This is a genomic window from Pseudomonas sp. ZL2 (genome assembly GCF_054788455.1).
On the sequence record NZ_JBGOGX010000065.1, the window covers coordinates 68,841 to 84,293 of the forward strand.

18 protein-coding genes are annotated in these 15,453 nt (G+C 62.3%); 9 read left to right on the forward strand and 9 right to left on the reverse strand.

Annotation, left to right across the window (positions count from 1 at the left end):
- Nucleotides 1-12: 12 nt before the first annotated feature.
- On the forward strand, nt 13-1,197 hold the full coding sequence (locus tag ABM562_RS27620; RefSeq protein ID WP_115085806.1) for an osmoprotectant NAGGN system M42 family peptidase: 1,185 nt from the start codon (nt 13-15) through the stop codon (nt 1,195-1,197).
- Between the two features lie 66 nt (nt 1,198-1,263).
- Nucleotides 1,264-1,491: a YheU family protein gene (locus tag ABM562_RS27625; protein ID WP_010224164.1), complete on the forward strand. Its 228-nt coding sequence runs from the start codon at nt 1,264-1,266 to the stop codon at nt 1,489-1,491.
- Nucleotide 1,492: 1 nt separating this feature from the next.
- Here the strand turns inward: ABM562_RS27625 and csrA are convergent, their stop codons facing one another.
- From csrA to ABM562_RS27640, 3 genes are all read right to left on the reverse strand, one after another.
- Nucleotides 1,493-1,675 carry a carbon storage regulator CsrA gene (gene csrA / locus ABM562_RS27630; RefSeq protein WP_115085804.1) on the reverse strand — a complete coding sequence of 61 codons (183 nt, stop codon included), beginning with the start codon at nt 1,673-1,675 and terminating at the stop codon, nt 1,493-1,495.
- Nucleotides 1,676-1,810: 135 nt separating this feature from the next.
- The gene (locus ABM562_RS27635; protein ID WP_115085803.1) at nt 1,811-2,143 is read right to left on the reverse strand and encodes a YnfA family protein; all 333 of its coding nucleotides are present in this window, start codon (nt 2,141-2,143) and stop codon (nt 1,811-1,813) included.
- 53 nt (nt 2,144-2,196) lie between these two features.
- Nucleotides 2,197-3,012 (reverse strand): SDR family oxidoreductase, encoded by an 816-nt coding sequence (locus tag ABM562_RS27640; protein WP_134061658.1) that lies wholly within the window; start codon nt 3,010-3,012, stop codon nt 2,197-2,199.
- Nucleotides 3,013-3,254: 242 nt separating this feature from the next.
- Here ABM562_RS27640 and ABM562_RS27645 point away from each other — a divergent pair, with 242 nt between their 5' ends.
- The gene (locus ABM562_RS27645) at nt 3,255-3,407 is read left to right on the forward strand and encodes a DUF3309 family protein (RefSeq protein ID WP_010224169.1); all 153 of its coding nucleotides are present in this window, start codon (nt 3,255-3,257) and stop codon (nt 3,405-3,407) included.
- Nucleotides 3,408-3,521: 114 nt separating this feature from the next.
- On the opposite strand, the gene ABM562_RS27650 is transcribed toward ABM562_RS27645, so the two are convergent.
- The 3 genes from ABM562_RS27650 to ABM562_RS27660 form a co-directional block, all read right to left on the reverse strand.
- The gene (locus tag ABM562_RS27650; RefSeq protein ID WP_115085801.1) at nt 3,522-5,180 is read right to left on the reverse strand and encodes a cation acetate symporter; all 1,659 of its coding nucleotides are present in this window, start codon (nt 5,178-5,180) and stop codon (nt 3,522-3,524) included.
- Nucleotides 5,177-5,488 (reverse strand): DUF485 domain-containing protein, encoded by a 312-nt coding sequence (locus ABM562_RS27655; RefSeq protein WP_010224173.1) that lies wholly within the window; start codon nt 5,486-5,488, stop codon nt 5,177-5,179. Before ABM562_RS27655 ends, ABM562_RS27650 begins: the two co-directional genes overlap by 4 nt.
- A 191-nt stretch (nt 5,489-5,679) precedes the next feature.
- Nucleotides 5,680-6,528 carry a glycine betaine ABC transporter substrate-binding protein gene (locus tag ABM562_RS27660; protein ID WP_115085800.1) on the reverse strand — a complete coding sequence of 283 codons (849 nt, stop codon included), beginning with the start codon at nt 6,526-6,528 and terminating at the stop codon, nt 5,680-5,682.
- Nucleotides 6,529-6,752: 224 nt separating this feature from the next.
- Here ABM562_RS27660 and ABM562_RS27665 point away from each other — a divergent pair, with 224 nt between their 5' ends.
- Nucleotides 6,753-8,309: a glycoside hydrolase family 17 protein gene (locus ABM562_RS27665; protein WP_460423936.1), complete on the forward strand. Its 1,557-nt coding sequence runs from the start codon at nt 6,753-6,755 to the stop codon at nt 8,307-8,309.
- Between the two features lie 90 nt (nt 8,310-8,399).
- Here ABM562_RS27665 and ABM562_RS27670 read toward each other — a convergent pair whose 3' ends face one another.
- Nucleotides 8,400-8,762 (reverse strand): hypothetical protein, encoded by a 363-nt coding sequence (locus ABM562_RS27670; protein ID WP_115085970.1) that lies wholly within the window; start codon nt 8,760-8,762, stop codon nt 8,400-8,402.
- A gap of 241 nt (nt 8,763-9,003) precedes the next feature.
- On the opposite strand from ABM562_RS27670, the gene ABM562_RS27675 reads away from it, so the two are divergent.
- Nucleotides 9,004-10,302: a serine/threonine protein kinase gene (locus tag ABM562_RS27675; protein ID WP_115085798.1), complete on the forward strand. Its 1,299-nt coding sequence runs from the start codon at nt 9,004-9,006 to the stop codon at nt 10,300-10,302.
- The gene (locus ABM562_RS27680) at nt 10,295-11,098 is read left to right on the forward strand and encodes an MlaA family lipoprotein (protein WP_134061652.1); all 804 of its coding nucleotides are present in this window, start codon (nt 10,295-10,297) and stop codon (nt 11,096-11,098) included. The genes ABM562_RS27675 and ABM562_RS27680 overlap by 8 nt, the downstream gene beginning before the upstream one ends.
- Nucleotides 11,099-11,104: 6 nt before the next feature.
- Here the strand turns inward: ABM562_RS27680 and ABM562_RS27685 are convergent, their stop codons facing one another.
- Both ABM562_RS27685 and ABM562_RS27690 read right to left on the reverse strand, forming a co-directional pair.
- Nucleotides 11,105-12,265 (reverse strand): patatin-like phospholipase family protein, encoded by a 1,161-nt coding sequence (locus ABM562_RS27685; protein WP_115085796.1) that lies wholly within the window; start codon nt 12,263-12,265, stop codon nt 11,105-11,107.
- A 103-nt stretch (nt 12,266-12,368) separates the two neighbouring features.
- On the reverse strand, nt 12,369-13,301 hold the full coding sequence (locus tag ABM562_RS27690; protein WP_115085795.1) for a lipid A biosynthesis lauroyl acyltransferase: 933 nt from the start codon (nt 13,299-13,301) through the stop codon (nt 12,369-12,371).
- Nucleotides 13,302-13,422: 121 nt separating this feature from the next.
- Here ABM562_RS27690 and minC point away from each other — a divergent pair, with 121 nt between their 5' ends.
- The 3 genes from minC to minE all read left to right on the forward strand — a co-directional run bounded on the left by minC (nt 13,423) and on the right by minE (nt 15,340).
- Complete coding sequence (minC, locus tag ABM562_RS27695; protein ID WP_415842499.1) at nt 13,423-14,172, forward strand: septum site-determining protein MinC; 750 nt, start codon at nt 13,423-13,425, stop codon at nt 14,170-14,172.
- Nucleotides 14,173-14,269: 97 nt separating this feature from the next.
- Nucleotides 14,270-15,082, forward strand: coding sequence for a septum site-determining protein MinD (gene minD, locus ABM562_RS27700; RefSeq protein ID WP_045195453.1), 813 nt, complete (start codon nt 14,270-14,272; stop codon nt 15,080-15,082).
- Nucleotides 15,083-15,085: 3 nt separating this feature from the next.
- Nucleotides 15,086-15,340 (forward strand): cell division topological specificity factor MinE, encoded by a 255-nt coding sequence (gene minE / locus ABM562_RS27705; protein WP_010224188.1) that lies wholly within the window; start codon nt 15,086-15,088, stop codon nt 15,338-15,340.
- The last annotated feature ends 113 nt before the right edge of the window (nt 15,341-15,453 follow it).

Consider the following 15,453-nt stretch of genomic DNA (forward strand, 5'->3'; position numbering starts at 1 on the left):
ACAGGAGTTCGCATGCCAGAACAGATCCCCGAACCGGACCTCAACTACCTGCAGAAAGTCCTGCTGGAAATGCTCGCCATCCCCAGCCCCACCGGCTTCACCGACACCATCGTGCGCTACGTCGCCGAACGTCTGGAAGAGCTCGGCATCCCCTTCGAGCTGACCCGCCGCGGCACCATCCGCGCCACCCTCAAGGGCCGCAAGAGCTCACCGGACCGTGCGGTGTCCGCGCACCTGGACACCATTGGCGCCAGCGTGCGGGCGATCCAGGACAACGGCCGGCTGTCGCTGGCAGCGGTGGGTTGCTGGTCCAGCCGCTTTGCCGAAGGCAGCCGCGTCAGTGTCTTCACCGACACTGGCGTGCTGCGCGGCAGCGTGTTGCCGCTGATGGCCAGCGGGCATGCGTTCAACACCGCCATCGACCAGATGCCGGTCAGTTGGGAGCACATCGAACTGCGCCTGGATGCCTACTGCACCACCCGCGCCGATTGCGAGTCGCTGGGCATTGGCATCGGTGACTTCGTCGCCTTCGACCCGTTGCCGGAATTTACCGAGAGCGGCCATATCAGCGCCCGCCACCTGGATGACAAGGCCGGTGTCGCAGCGCTGCTGGCATCGCTCAAGGCCGTGGTTGAAAGCGGCGCGCAGCCGTTGATCGACTGCCACCCGCTGTTCACCATCACCGAAGAGACCGGCTCGGGCGCCGCCGCAGCCCTGCCTTGGGACGTCAGTGAATTCGTCGGCATCGACATTGCCCCGGTGGCGCCCGGGCAACATTCCAGCGAGCATGCAGTCAGCGTGGCCATGCAGGACTCCGCCGGCCCCTACGACTACCACCTGTCCCGCCACCTGCTCAAGCTTGCCCGCGAGTACGAGCTGCCGGCGCGACGCGACCTGTTTCGCTACTACTTCAGCGACGCGCACTCGGCGATCACCGCCGGCCACGACATCCGCACCGCCCTGCTGGCCTTTGGTTGCGACGCCACCCACGGCTACGAGCGCACCCATATCGACAGCCTGGCGGCGCTGAGCCGCCTGCTGACCGCCTACCTGCTCAGCCCGCCGGTGTTCGCCAGCGACTCGCAAGCCACCGGCAGTTCGCTGGAAAGCTTCAGCCATCAGCTTGAGCACGATACGCAGATGGAAAGCGATACCCGCGTGCCGGCAGTCGATAGCCTGGTCGGCAACAAGCACTAGCGCCTACACAGCCAGGACAGGTTTCGCGTAGCATGGCAGTACCTTTTCGCCAGACCTGTCCTGTTCATGCTGATTCCCTACGACCAACTGGAAGCCGAAACCCTCACCCGCCTGATCGAGGATTTCGTCACCCGCGACGGCACCGACAACGGTGACGACACCCCGCTGGAAACCCGCGTGCTGCGAGTGCGCCAGGCGCTGGCAAAAAAACAGGCGTTCATTCTCTTCGATCTCGACAGCCAGCAATGCCAGCTGCTGGCCAAGCACGACGTTCCCAGGGAACTGCTCGACTGATTCAGCCCGCCTGCTTGGCCAGATGTTCGACGATGCGTTTGTAGATCTCCGCCCGGTGCACTTCGATGTGCCGTGGCGCGCTGATGCCGAAGCGCACCGTGTTGCCTTCCACCGACAACACCTTGATCTTGATGTGATCGTCGATGGCGATGATTTCACCTATTTCCCGGCCTATTACCAACATGCTCCGCTCCTCCACAAATCAGGGAATCCGGAGACTGCACGGGGTGCCGGACGCCTTCAATGCTCCGGCGGCTAATTAGACAAATCCCACTTTCCCAAGCGACTTTGCCTACAGATTTCCTTGGTTTTCGCTCCTTCAAGCACTCTGCAGGCGTGGCCCCAGGACGATGATGCTCGCGCCCAATACACACAGCAGCGCGCCGATCCAGTCACTGCCCAGCGGCCGGGCACGCTCGACCAGCGCCAGCCACAACAGCGACGTGACGATGTAGATACCGCCATAGGCGGCATAGGCGCGACCGGCATAAGCGGCCTCGACACGGGTGAGAATCAGGGCGAACAGGGTAAGGCTGAGCAAGGCCGGGGCAATCCACCACGCGCTCTTGCCCAGGCGCAGCCACATGTAGAAGGCATAGCAACCGGCGATCTCGAAGACCGCCGCGAGGAAAAACCACAGGTAATTGATCACACCAGGTACTCAAGGCTGTTTCAGGGATGGCCAAGAATACCTGACACCGGCGCTCACGCCTGGGAAGGCCGGGCCTTGGCGCGCATTTTCTCGGCCATGCTGGCCATTTCGTCGTAGAGCATCTGCGGGTTGCGCTGCTTGAGCTTCCAGGCTTCGCGGCCCTGCTCATGGGGCAGGATCAGGAACTCGCCGGCGGCCACTTGCTGGTGGATGTAGTCGGCAATATCGGCGGCGCTGATCGGCGAGCTTTCCAGCAGCTTGCCGACCTGGGCTTTCATCGCCGGGGTCGGGCCGCGGAACGAGTCGAGCAGGTTGGTCTGGAAGAACGACGGGCATACCACGTGCACCGCCACTTCCTGCTGGCGCAACTCGATCAGCAGGCTTTCCGACAGGGCCAGCACCCCGGCCTTGGCGACGTTGTAGTTGCTCATCGCCGGGCCCTGCATCAAGGCTGCCATCGAAGCGATGTTGATGATCTTGCCCTTGCTGCGCTCCAGCAACGGCAGGAAGGCCTTGCAGCCCTTGACCACGCCCATCAGGTTGATTGCGATCTGCCAGTCCCAGTCTTCCAGCGACAGCTCGGCGAAAAAGCCGCCAGAGGCCACCCCGGCGTTGTTGACGATGACATCGATACCGCCGAGTTTTTCTTCACAAGCCTGGGCCAGGGCGGTGAGCTGGCTGTAATCGCGCACATCGCAGCGCTGCACGAAGCCGTCGGCACCAGCCTCACGCACCAGCGCCAGGGTTTCCTTGAGGCCGGCCTCGTTGACATCGGCCAGGGCCAATTGCCAACCCTCGCGCGCCCAGCGCAAGGCTATTTCGCGCCCAAGCCCCGAGCCGGCACCGGTGATCATCATGCGCTTTTGCATAGCAGGCTGCCTTGTACTGTTCTGGAAAGTTCAGGCCAGTGTAGCGAAGGCGACGCCGCGACCCACGCAGTATCAGGATGCTGAATGGCCAGGGCAAACAAGGGTGAAAGTGCCGAGTAAAGATGCAATAAAACTTTTAGCCACTGGCAGGAGTCGGAATTAACAGGCGGGCATGAAACACATGACCGAAGAGATGGATTGCACCGTAACGCCTACTTCTCAAGTCAAACAAGGATACTGCCATGGGCACCATACTTATCATCATCCTGATTCTGCTGTTGATCGGTGGCTTACCCGTCTTTCCGCACTCCAGAAGTTGGGGCTATGGGCCGTCCGGCATCATCGGTACCGTGCTGATCATCCTGTTGATCCTGTTGTTGCTCGGCAAGATATAGAAAAGCTGCAAGCCATAAGCGGCAAGCCGCAAGTCAAAGCAGTACGCGCACGGCTTCAACTTGTGGCTTGTGGCTTGTGGCTGAAAAGGCAGCCAAAGGCTGCCTTTTGCCTACTTAGTGAGACACCGCACCGCTGGCACCCAGGCCAGTCTGCGAGCGCACGAACTGCGGGAAGAACAGCGCACGTTCATCGTCGGCTGCCTTGGATTTGTCGGTGATCGAGAAGAACCAGATACCGGCAAAGGCAATGATCATCGAGAACAGCGCCGGGTACTCGTACGGGTAGATCGCCTTCTCGTGACCGAGGATCTGCACCCAGATGGTCGGGCCGAGGATCATCAGCGCCACGGCACTGATCAGGCCCATCCAGCCGCCGATCATGGCGCCACGGGTGGTCAGTTTCTTCCAGTACATCGACAGCAGCAGAACCGGGAAGTTACAGCTGGCGGCGATGGAGAATGCCAGGCCGACCATGAAGGCAATGTTCTGGCTTTCGAACAGGATGCCCAGGCCGATCGCCAGCACCGCGAGGGCGATGGTGGTGATCTTCGAGACGCGGATTTCATCCTTCTCGTTAGCCTTGCCCTTCTTGATCACGCTGGCATACAGGTCGTGGGACACCGCCGAGGCACCGGCCAGGGTCAGGCCGGCAACCACTGCCAGGATGGTGGCGAAGGCTACCGCCGAGATGAAGCCGAGGAACACGCTGCCACCCACGGCATCGGCCAGGTGCACCGCCGCCATGTTGTTGCCGCCGATCAGGGCGCCGGCGGCGTCCTTGAACTCAGGGTTGGTGCTGACCAGCAGGATCGCGCCGAAGCCGATGATGAAAGTCAGGATGTAGAAGTAGCCGATGAAGCCAGTAGCGTACAGCACGCTCTTGCGCGCTTCCTTGGCGTCGCTGACAGTGAAGAAGCGCATCAGGATGTGCGGCAGGCCAGCGGTACCGAACATCAGCGCCAAGCCGAGCGAAAACGCCGAGATCGGATCCTTGACCAGGCCGCCCGGGCTCATGATCGCTTCACCTTTGGGGTGAACCTTGATCGCCTCGGAGAACAGCGCATTGAAGTCGAAGTTGACGTGCTTCATTACCATCAGCGCCATGAAGCTGGCACCGGAAAGCAGCAGCACCGCCTTGATGATCTGTACCCAGGTGGTCGCGAGCATGCCGCCAAACAGCACGTACATGCACATCAGGATGCCGACCAGAATCACCGCGACGTGGTAGTCGAGGCCGAACAACAGCTGGATCAGCTTGCCGGCACCGACCATCTGCGCGATCAGGTAGAAGGCCACCACCACCAGCGAACCCGAGGCCGACAGGGTGCGGATTTCCTTCTGCCCGAGGCGGTATGAGGCCACATCGGCAAACGTGTATTTACCCAGGTTGCGCAGGCGTTCGGCGATCAGGAAGAGGATGATCGGCCAGCCGACCAGGAAGCCGATCGAGTAGATCAGGCCGTCGTAGCCAGAGGTGAACACCAGGGCGGAAATACCCAGGAAAGAGGCTGCCGACATGTAGTCGCCGGCAATCGCCAGGCCGTTCTGGAAACCGGTGATACGCCCGCCGGCGGCATAGTAGTCGGAGGCGGACTTGTTACGTTTGGAAGCCCAATAGGTGATGCACAGGGTGGCACCGACGAAGGCGACGAACATGACGATCGCCGACACGTTCAACGGTTGTTTCTGCACCGCGCCGGTGAGGGCGTCAGCGGCCCAGACGGCGGGTGCAAAAACGCCGAAGGCCAGGGTTGCCAGTAGACGCCGGATCATTGCTGAGCCTCCTTGAGGATCGCCTTGTTCATCTCGTCAAACTCGCCGTTGGCGCGACGCACGTAGATGGCCGTGAGGATGAAGGCCGAGACGATCAGACCAACACCGAGGGGAATACCCCAGGTGATCGACGAGTCAGGGCTGAGCTTGGCACCCAATACATGCGGGCCATAGGCAATCAACAGGATGAAGGCGGAATAGAGACCGAGCATGATCGCCGAGAGAATCCAGGCGAAGCGTTCGCGTTTTGATACCAGCTCCTTGAACCGCGGGCTGTTTTGTATCGAGAGGTAAATGCTGTCGTTCATTGTTTTTGTCCTCGCAGCACAGATTAGGTAGAACCCACTCCACTTTATGCTGCCTTCGAACGCACTCCAGACGACCTTAGTCTTAGATGCAAAACTCTTTTACCGATTCGGTAACAGCCTGAAACGACAGGGCCGCGACAGCGTTTTCGCTGCCGCGGCCCTGGAAGGTGCCAGATAGAGGCTTTAAGCCATTACTTGCCGGTCCATTCCGCTACGCGTTCCGGGTGTTTGGCCACCCAGTCCTTGGCCGCGGCTTCGGGTTTTGCGCCCTCTTGAATGGCCAACATGACCTCACCGATTTCATCCTTGGACTGCCACTGGAACTTCTTCAGGAACGCCGCCACTTCCGGCGCCTTCTTGTCCAGGTCCTTGCTACCGATACTGTTGACGGTTTCCGCGGCGCCATACACGCCTTTGGGATCCTCGAGGAACTTGAGCTTCCACTTGGCGAACATCCAGTGCGGCACCCAGCCGGTCACCGCGATCGATTGCTGCTTGGCATAGGCGCGGCCCAGTTCTGCGGTCATCGCCGCGCCGGAGCTGGCCTGTAGCTTGTAACCGGCCAGGTCGTAGTCCTTGATTGCCTGGTCGGTCTTGAGCATGACGCCGGAGCCGGCGTCGATGCCGACGATTTTTTTCTTGAAGCTGTCATCGGTCTTGAGGTCGGCCAGGGAACTGGCCTTGACGTACTCGGGGACGATCAGGCCGATCTTGGCATCCTTGAAGTTGGGGCCGTAGTCGACCACGTTGTCCTTGTTCTTGGTCCAGTATTCGCCATGGGTTACCGGCAGCCAGGCCGAAAGCATGGCGTCGAGCTTGCCGGTGGCGACCCCCTGCCACATGATGCCGGTGGCCACGGCCTGCAGTTTGACGTCATAGCCGAGTTTCTGCCTGATGACTTCGGCGGCGACGTTGGTGGTCGCCACACTGTCGGACCAGCCATCGACATAGCCGATGCTCACTTCCTTGGCCAGCGCGTGCCCCGCGCCAATGGCCATTACCAGGGCGGTGCCCACCCCCAGGAGTCGTCGCATTTTCATCCAAGCATCCCCTCGTCACGTCACGGAAGCTGCATCATCAACCGCGCATGGTCGCTGACCTGCTCTGGTAACGACCTCAAGGCAACGAGAAACGACATCACATCGCCAGCAAGGCAGATCGTTACATCAAGCAACACCCACCCTGGCTAAGTTTGTAGCCCAAGGCTTTGGCCGGCGCCATTTGCGGGTACTATTGGCGGCTTTGTTCCCAGACGGTCCGATCCATGCCCTCGACTGCGCGCTTCCCGCTCCTACCCTACCTGTTCGCCTGCCTGCTGGGCCTGTTTGCCCTGGGAGGGCTGTGGTACGGCCTGGGCAAGCCGGTGGTGCTGCCGGATGCGGCCAGCGCTTCGCACAAGCTGCAATGCGCCTCCTACACCCCGTTCGACAAGGACCAATCGCCGTTCGACCAACCGTTCCAGTTGCGCCCGGCACGCATGGACGCCGACCTGGCCCTGCTGGCCCAGCGTTTCGAGTGCATTCGCACCTACTCGATGACCGGCCTTGAGGCCATCCCGGACCTGGCCCGCAAGCATGGCCTGAAGGTGATGCTCGGCGCCTGGATCAACGCCAACCCGGTGGACTCGCAAAAAGAGGTCAAGGCCCTGATCGCCTCGGCCAACGCCAACCCGGATGTGGTCAAGGCGGTGATCGTCGGCAACGAAACCCTGCTGCGCAAGGAAGTCACCGGCCCGCAACTGGCGGCGCTGATCAACCAGGTGAAAAGCCAGGTCAGCGTGCCGGTGACCTACGCCGATGTCTGGGAATTCTGGCTGCAGCACCCGGAGATCGCCCCGACGGTGGACTTCTTGACCATCCACCTGCTGCCCTACTGGGAAGACGATCCGAAGAGCATCGACGATGCCCTGGTGCACGTCGGCGAGATTCGCCAGGTGTTCGGCAACCGCTTCGCGCCCAAGGATATCGTCATTGGCGAAACCGGCTGGCCGAGCGAAGGCCGCCAGCGCGAGACCGCCCTGCCCAGCCGGGTCAACGAGGCGCGGTTTATCCGTGGCTTCGTCGCCATGGCCGAACAACAGGGCTGGAAGTACAACCTGATCGAAGCCTTCGACCAGCCGTGGAAACGTGCCAGCGAAGGCGCCGTGGGTGGCTACTGGGGCCTGTATGACGCCGACCGTCAGGACAAGGGCATTCTTGAAGGGCCGGTGAGCAACCTGACGTTCTGGCCGCAATGGCTGGGTGCCGGTGTCGTGCTGTTCGGCATCACCCTGCTGCTGGCCGGGCGTGTGCGCGGTACCCGCGCTGCGTTGCTGCTGCCGCTGTTGGCAGCGCTGGGCGCAGCCAGCCTGGGCTTGTGGGGCGAAATGGTGCGAATCAACAGCCGTTTTGCCGGAGAGTGGCTCTGGGCGATCCTGCTGGTGGGGCTGAACCTGCTGGTGCTGGCCCATGCCGCGCTGGCATTGGCGCAGCGCCAGGGCTGGCGCGAACGGGCGTTTGCCTGGCTTGAAGCGCGTGCGGGCTGGTGGTTGCTGGCGGCAGGTTTTGCTGCGTCGGTAAGCATGCTGGCGCTGGTGTTCGACCCGCGGTACCGCAGTTTCCCGAGCCCGGCCTTGCTGTTGCCGGCGGTGGTGTACCTGCTGCGGCCGGTAGCGGCACGACGGGCTGAAGCGGCCTTGCTGGCGTTGATCATTGGTGGCGGCATTGCCCCGCAGTTATTCCTTGAGGGGCTGAGCAACCAGCAGGCGCTGGTCTGGGCCGGGGTCAGTGTACTGATGGTGGCGGCGTTGTGGCGCAGCCTGAGGGTTCGGGTTCAGCAGTGAGCCATCGCGGGGCAAGTCGAGGCGTCGCACCGCCGCTCCCACAACAGATCCTGTGGGAGCTGGCTTGCCAGCGATGGCAGCGCCGCAATGTCAGCTGGAGCGCCGCACCAAGCGCAACCCCGCCAGCACCACGGCAAACACGGCAATGCTCGCGGTGTACAGCACCAACGCCGGAATGCCGCACACCAGTGCCGCAACCGCCAGGCGCCAGCCTGCGCGTCCGGACACCAGCATGGCCAGCAACGCCAGGCCCAAAGCCGACCACGCCAGCACCCTGAAGTGAATCATCAAGCCCATCACCGAACGCGCCTGGCAGCCCCAGAGTTGCGCCTGGTCGGCGCAGGTAGCGACCCAGTGGGCATCTTCCATCAGCACATAACGCAGCCCATAGCTCGCCGCCAGCCACAAGGGCAGAAAAACCAGCAAAGCGATCAGCGGTAAACGGCGGGACATGCGACACTCCAGAAACTTGAAATCGGCGCCCAGCATAATCGTCCGGGGCGTCTATGCAAGGCAAAAGCGCCAGCCTCAGCTACTTTGTCCTATAGAGAAATGGAACCAATTGTTGCGAGCCCTCATGGGACAGCGGCAACATCTGGGACGATAAATGCCGGAGCGCCAGGCAACTTTGCCAGGGCCACCATGGTCCTAGCCTGCGTAACGCACTTTGCTGCTGCTTTTTTGGGGATCCGTCATGCTTCGTTCTCTGCGCCTCGCTGCCCTGTTGGGTGGCTTTATCTCGAGTGCGTGCGCTTGGGCACAAACCATCGACGCCGCCACTTATGGCTATCCGTTGACCAACCCGTTCGAGGCGACCATCGCCACGACGCCGCCGGAGCTACGCCCGGAACTGCCCAGCGACGACGACATCACCCAGTCCGACTACAGCCTGAACATGCGTCCGGAGCGGGCCTTCACCCTGCCGGACAACTTCTGGGCGGTGAAACAACTCAAGTACCGCCTGGCCCGCCAGGACCACGAAGCGCCGCTGATCTTCCTGATCGCCGGTACCGGCGCGCCCTACTCCAGCAGCATCAACGAATACCTGAAGAAGCTCTACTACAAGGCCGGCTACCACGTAGTGCAGTTGTCGTCGCCGACCAGCTTCGACTTCATCACCGCCGCCTCGCGCCACGCCACCCCAGGCGTAACCAAGGAAGACGCCGAAGACCTCTACCGGGTGATGCAGGGTGTGCGTGCCCAGCACCCGCGCCTGCCGGTCAGCGAGTACTACCTCAGCGGTTACAGCCTCGGCGCCCTGGACGCAGCCTTCGTAAGCCACCTGGACGAAACCCGGCGCAGCTTCAACTTCAAGCGCGTGCTGCTGCTCAACCCGCCGGTCAACCTCTACACCTCGATCAGCAACCTCGACAAGCTGGTGCAGACCGAGGTCAAGGGCGTCAACAACAGCACGACTTTTTATGAGCTGGTACTCAACAAGCTGACCCGTTACTTCCAGCAGAAAGGCTACATCGACCTCAACGATGCACTGCTCTACGACTTCCAGCAGTCGCGCCAGCACCTGTCCAATGAACAGATGGCGATGGTCATCGGCACCTCGTTCCGCTTCTCGGCGGCCGATATCGCCTTTACCTCCGACCTGATCAACCGCCGTGGCCTGATCATTCCGCCCAAGTACCCGATCACCGAAGGCAGCAGCCTCACGCCGTTCTTCAAGCGTGCCCTGCAATGCGACTTCGACTGCTACCTGACGGAGCAGGTGATCCCCATGTGGCGTGCCCGCACTGACGGCGGCAGCCTGCTGCAACTGGTCGATCAGGTCAGCCTCTATGCGCTCAAGGACTACCTGCAGAAGAGCCCGAAAATCGCCGTGATGCACAACGCCGACGACGTCATCCTCGGTCCTGGCGACCTGGGCTTCCTGCGTAGCGCCTTTGGCGACCGCCTGACCCTGTACCCTCACGGCGGCCATTGCGGCAACCTCAATTACCGCGTCAACAGCGACGACATGCTGGAGTTCTTCCGTGGTTAAACGCCTACTGATTATTAGCGCGCTGCTGGCCAGCGGCCTGGCCCAGGCAGCCGAAGAAACCGCGCCGCGCGCCAGCGTCATCGAGGCCGACAAGGTCGATACCGATGGCTTCACCGAACCGCTCAAGGAACTGAAATTCAACCCGGGCCTGGACCAGCGCGAATTCGAACGCTCGACCCTGGCGGCGCTGAACGTCTATGACCCGCTCGAGTCGATGAACCGCAGGATTTATCACTTCAACTACCGCTTTGACCAATGGGTATTCCTGCCGGTAGTCAACGGCTACCGCTACATCACCCCGCACTTCGTGCGTTCCGGCGTGAGCAATTTCTTCAGCAACGTTGGCGATGTGCCCAACCTGCTCAACAGCCTGTTGCAGTTCAAGGGCAAACGTTCGATGGAAATCACCGCGCGGCTGCTGCTCAACACCACCATCGGCGTTGCCGGCCTGTGGGACCCGGCGAGCAAGATGGGCCTGCCGCACCAGAGCGAAGACTTCGGCCAGACCCTGGGTTTCTATGGCGTGCCGGATGGCCCGTACCTGATGCTGCCGATCCTCGGTCCGTCGAACCTGCGCGATACCGGGGGCCTGGCGGTGGACTACAGCGCCGAGAACTGGATCAACTTCCTCAACGTTGCCGAAGTCAGCAGCAATCATCCGGAAGTCTGGATATTGCGGGGTGTCGACAAGCGCTACACCACCAGCTTCCGTTATGGCCAGCTGAACTCGCCGTTCGAGTACGAGAAGGTGCGCTACGTCTACACCGAGGCGCGCAAGCTGCAGATCGCCGAGTAAGCTGTTCTAGGCAAGCGGCGGCAGGCCGAGAAAGCTACACAGTTCGCGGCGCTTGGCCAGCGCGTCGCGGCGCCCCAGCTCGATCAGCTCGCAGCAGTAACCGGCTTCGAACAGCAGGTAGCTGAGCACCCCGGCGCCACTGGTTTTGGTCGCTCCCGGGCCGCGCAGGAACAGGCGCAGGGCGGCCGGCAATTCACGCCGGTGGCGGGCGGCGATCTCGTCCAATGGCTGGCTGGGCGCGACGACCAGCACCTCGACCGGCGCCAGGCCCAGGCGCCGGCGTTCCAGGTGCTCGGGCATCAGGTGGCTGAGATGATTGAGCCGCTGCAGCAGTTCGATATCGTCTTCCAGGCTGTCAATGAAGGTGCTGTTGAGCATGTGCCCGCCGATCTGCGCCAGGCTCGGTTGCTGACCGCTGAAGATGCGCTGACGCATCTCGCCTTCATTGGGCCGCTGCGGGTTGCCGCTGACCCCGACCACCAGCACCCGGCTGGCCCCTAGATGCAGCGCCGGGCTGATCGGCGCCGACTGGCGCACCGCACCGTCACCGAAGAACTCCTCACCGAGCTTGACCGGCGCGAACAGCAACGGGATCGCCGAACTTGCCAGCAGGTGCTCGACGCTCAGGCGGGTCGGCAGGCCGATACGCCGGTGGCGCAGCCAGGGGTCGATGGCGCCTCTGCCCTGGTAGAAGGTCACCGCCTGGCCGGATTCGTAACCGAAGGCCGTCACCGCCACGGCACGCAAGTGCTGTTGCTCGATGGCGTGGCCGATGCCGTTCATGTCCAGGTGTTCGCTGAGCAGCTTGCGCAAGGGTGAGCTGTCGAGCAGCGCCACCGGCACCGGTGCGCCGAGGCCGAGCAGGCTATGGCCGACGAAGCGGCTGGCCTGGCGGATTACCCCAGGCCAGTCGCTGCGCAGCACCTGATGGCTGCGAAAGCCCTGCCAGAAGCTGGTCAGGCGGCGGATTGCGTCGGCAAAGTGCAAGGCGCCGCTGGCCAGGGTCACGGCATTGATGGCGCCCGCCGAGGTGCCGACGATCACCGGGAAGGGATTGGCCGCGCCCGGCGGCAGCAGGTCGGCGATGCCGGCCAGCACACCGACCTGGTAGGCAGCGCGGGCGCCACCGCCGGAGAGGATCAAGCCGGTGATCGGTTTTGCTGCCATGGGTTCCTCCCGCCAATTGTGTCGCCCCTATCGCCGGCAAGGCCGGCTCCCACAGGTTCAGGGCTGGCTCGACCCTGTGGGAGCTGGCTTGCCAGCGATAGCCTCAACGCCGTTTTTCGTAGAGCTTGGGCGCCCCCGGGGGCCGCGACTTGAAGCGCCGGTGCGCCCACAAGTACTGCTCCGGACACTCGCGCAGCGCAGCTTCAATCCACTGATTGATGCGCAGGCAATCGGCCTCTTCGGTCTCGCCGGGGAAGTCCGCAAGCGGCGGATGAATCACCAGCCGGTAACCGCTGCCGTCGGCCAGGCGCTGCTGGGTGAAGGGAATCACCCGCGCCCTGCCCAGCCGGGCAAACTTGGTGGTGGCGGTAACGGTCGCCGCCTCGATACCGAACAGCGGCACGAACAGGCTCTGCTTGGCGCCGTAGTCCTGGTCGGGTGCGTACCAGATGGCGCGTCCGGCGCGCAGCAGCTTGAGCATGCCGCGCACGTCCTCACGCTCCACCGCCAGCGAATCGAGGTTGTGCCGCTCGCGGCCCCGACGCTGGATGAAATCGAACACCGGGTTGCCGTGTTCGCGGTACATGCCGTCGATGGTATGTTCCTGGCCCAGCAGTGCGGCGCCGATCTCCAGGGTGGTGAAGTGCAGGGCCATGAGAATGGCACCCTGGCCATCACGCTGGGCAGCCTGCAGGTGTTCCAGCCCTTCGATGTGCGCCAGGCGCGCCAAGCGGGCCTTTGGCCACCACCAGCTCATGGCCATTTCGAAGAAGGCGATGCCAGTGGAAGCGAAATTTTCCTTGAGCAGACGCTGCCGTTCGACGGACGGTAGTTCGGGGAAACACAGTTCCAGGTTGCGCGCCGCAATGTAGCGGCGCTCGCCGGCCACCCGGTACATCAGCGCCCCCAGGGCACGGCCGATCACCAGCAATGCCCGGTACGGCAGCTGCACGATCAGCCACAGCAGGCCCAGCCCCAGCCACAGCAGCCAGAAGCGCGGGTGCAGAAAGTAACGACGAAAACGCGGGCGATCCATTAAAGATTCCGGAAAGACAAGGGCCGGGCATTCTACAACGGTTCGGCACGGGTTGCGGCCAACCGGTGTTCTCGTTATAAGTCTGGGCACTTTTTCGTAACAAGCCGCCCTAATGCAGACCATGAGCCAATCCCAAACGCCAGACCAAGACCCCGTGTTCCAGCTCAAGGGCAGCATGCTCGCCATTACCGTGCTCGAGCTTGCCCGGAACAACCTCGAAGGCCTCGACCGGCAGTTGGCGGCCAAGGTGGCCCAGGCACCGAATTTCTTCAGTAACACCCCGCTGGTGCTAGCCCTGGACAAGCTCCCGGCCGGCGAAGGCGCGGTCGACCTGCCCGGGCTGATGCGCGTCTGCCGCCATCACGGCCTGCGCACCCTGGCCATCCGCGCCAGCCGTATCGAAGACATCGCCGCAGCGATCGCCATCGACCTGCCGGTGCTGCCGCCGTCCGGCGCCCGTGAGCGGCCGCTGGAGCCAGAGCCGGAAGTGAAGAAGCCCGAGCCTGCGCCAGCACCGCCGCCCCCGCCGGAACCGTCCATCCGCCCGACCAAGATCATCACCACGCCAGTACGTGGTGGCCAGCAGATCTACGCCCAGGGCGGCGACCTGGTCGTGGTGTCGTCGGTCAGCCCGGGGGCGGAACTTCTCGCCGATGGCAACATCCATGTGTACGGTGCAATGCGAGGACGGGCACTGGCCGGGATCAAGGGCAACACCCGCGCGCGGATCTTCTGCCAGCAGCTGACCGCCGAGATGGTCTCGATCGCCGGGCAATACAAGGTCTCCGAGGACTTGCGCCGCGATCCGCTGTGGGGGGCCGGGGTGCAGGTCAGCCTGTCCGGTGACGTGTTGAACATCACCCGTCTTTAACGGATACTTGCCGCCATTTTCTGCGCAACTTTTTTTGATGTTGCCGTTTTTTGTATTTTTAGGGACTCGACGTCCTTTTCTTTAGGGGTGAAACACCTTGGCCAAGATTCTCGTGGTTACATCCGGCAAGGGTGGTGTGGGTAAGACCACCACCAGCGCCGCTATTGGTACCGGCCTCGCACTGCGCGGCCACAAGACTGTCATCGTCGACTTCGACGTCGGCCTGCGTAACCTCGACCTGATCATGGGCTGCGAACGCCGCGTGGTGTACGACTTCGTCAACGTGGTCAACGGCGAAGCCAACCTGCAGCAAGCGCTGATCAAGGACAAGCGCCTTGAGAACCTCTACGTGCTGGCCGCCAGCCAGACCCGCGACAAGGACGCGCTGACCCAGGAAGGCGTGGAAAAAGTCCTGATGCAGCTCAAAGAGGACTTCGAATACGTGGTCTGCGACTCGCCGGCCGGTATCGAGAAAGGCGCCCACCTGGCCATGTACTTCGCGGACGAAGCGATTGTCGTGACCAACCCGGAAGTCTCCTCGGTACGTGACTCGGACCGTATGCTGGGCCTGCTGGCGAGCAAATCGCGCCGCGCCGAACGCAACGAAGACCCGATCAAGGAGCACCTGCTGATCACCCGCTACCATCCGGAGCGCGTCAGCCAGGGCGAAATGCTCGGCGTCGAAGACGTCAAGGAAATCCTCTCGGTGGCCCTGCTGGGTGTTATTCCGGAATCCCAGGCGGTGCTCAAGGCATCCAACCAGGGTGTACCGGTGATTCTTGACGACCAGAGCGATGCTGGCCAGGCCTATAGCGATACCGTTGACCGCCTGCTGGGCAAAAACGTGGAACATCGGTTCCTTGATGTGAAGAAGAAGGGATTCTTCGAGCGCCTGTTTGGAGGCAACTAACCAATGAACCTTTTTGACTTCTTTCGTGCCAGCAAAAAAGTAAGCACCGCCTCGGTCGCGAAAGAGCGTCTACAGATCATCGTGGCGCACGAGCGCGGTCAGCGCAGTACTCCGGACTACCTGCCAGCCCTGCAGAAGGAACTGGTGGAAGTGATCCGCAAGTACGTCAACATCGGCTCCGATGATGTGCAGGTCGCTCTGGAAAACCAGGGCAGCTGCTCGATCCTGGAACTCAACATCACCCTGCCCGATCGCTGATAGCGTTTTCCGGCACCCTGTGGGAGCGGGCTTGCCCCGCGATAGCGATCTGTAGATCGGAAGAGCGTCGTGTGAGGGAAAAATTTCCACCCCCACTTTTTTTCACCTCCGTT

Coding starts and splice junctions, on each gene's coding strand:
- ABM562_RS27620 (WP_115085806.1), top strand. CDS start 13: ATGCCAGAACAGATCCCCGAACCGGACCTCAACTACCTGCAGAAAGTC.
- ABM562_RS27625 (WP_010224164.1), top strand. CDS start 1,264: ATGCTGATTCCCTACGACCAACTGGAAGCCGAAACCCTCACCCGCCTG.
- csrA (WP_115085804.1), bottom strand. CDS start 1,675: ATGTTGGTAATAGGCCGGGAAATAGGTGAAATCATCGCCATCGACGAT.
- ABM562_RS27640 (WP_134061658.1), bottom strand. CDS start 3,012: ATGCAAAAGCGCATGATGATCACCGGTGCCGGCTCGGGGCTTGGGCGC.
- ABM562_RS27645 (WP_010224169.1), top strand. CDS start 3,255: ATGGGCACCATACTTATCATCATCCTGATTCTGCTGTTGATCGGTGGC.
- ABM562_RS27650 (WP_115085801.1), bottom strand. CDS start 5,180: ATGATCCGGCGTCTACTGGCAACCCTGGCCTTCGGCGTTTTTGCACCC.
- ABM562_RS27655 (WP_010224173.1), bottom strand. CDS start 5,488: ATGAACGACAGCATTTACCTCTCGATACAAAACAGCCCGCGGTTCAAG.
- ABM562_RS27660 (WP_115085800.1), bottom strand. CDS start 6,528: ATGAAAATGCGACGACTCCTGGGGGTGGGCACCGCCCTGGTAATGGCC.
- ABM562_RS27665 (WP_460423936.1), top strand. CDS start 6,753: ATGCCCTCGACTGCGCGCTTCCCGCTCCTACCCTACCTGTTCGCCTGC.
- ABM562_RS27670 (WP_115085970.1), bottom strand. CDS start 8,762: ATGTCCCGCCGTTTACCGCTGATCGCTTTGCTGGTTTTTCTGCCCTTG.
- ABM562_RS27675 (WP_115085798.1), top strand. CDS start 9,004: ATGCTTCGTTCTCTGCGCCTCGCTGCCCTGTTGGGTGGCTTTATCTCG.
- ABM562_RS27685 (WP_115085796.1), bottom strand. CDS start 12,265: ATGGCAGCAAAACCGATCACCGGCTTGATCCTCTCCGGCGGTGGCGCC.
- ABM562_RS27690 (WP_115085795.1), bottom strand. CDS start 13,301: ATGGATCGCCCGCGTTTTCGTCGTTACTTTCTGCACCCGCGCTTCTGG.
- minC (WP_415842499.1), top strand. CDS start 13,423: ATGAGCCAATCCCAAACGCCAGACCAAGACCCCGTGTTCCAGCTCAAG.
- minE (WP_010224188.1), top strand. CDS start 15,086: ATGAACCTTTTTGACTTCTTTCGTGCCAGCAAAAAAGTAAGCACCGCC.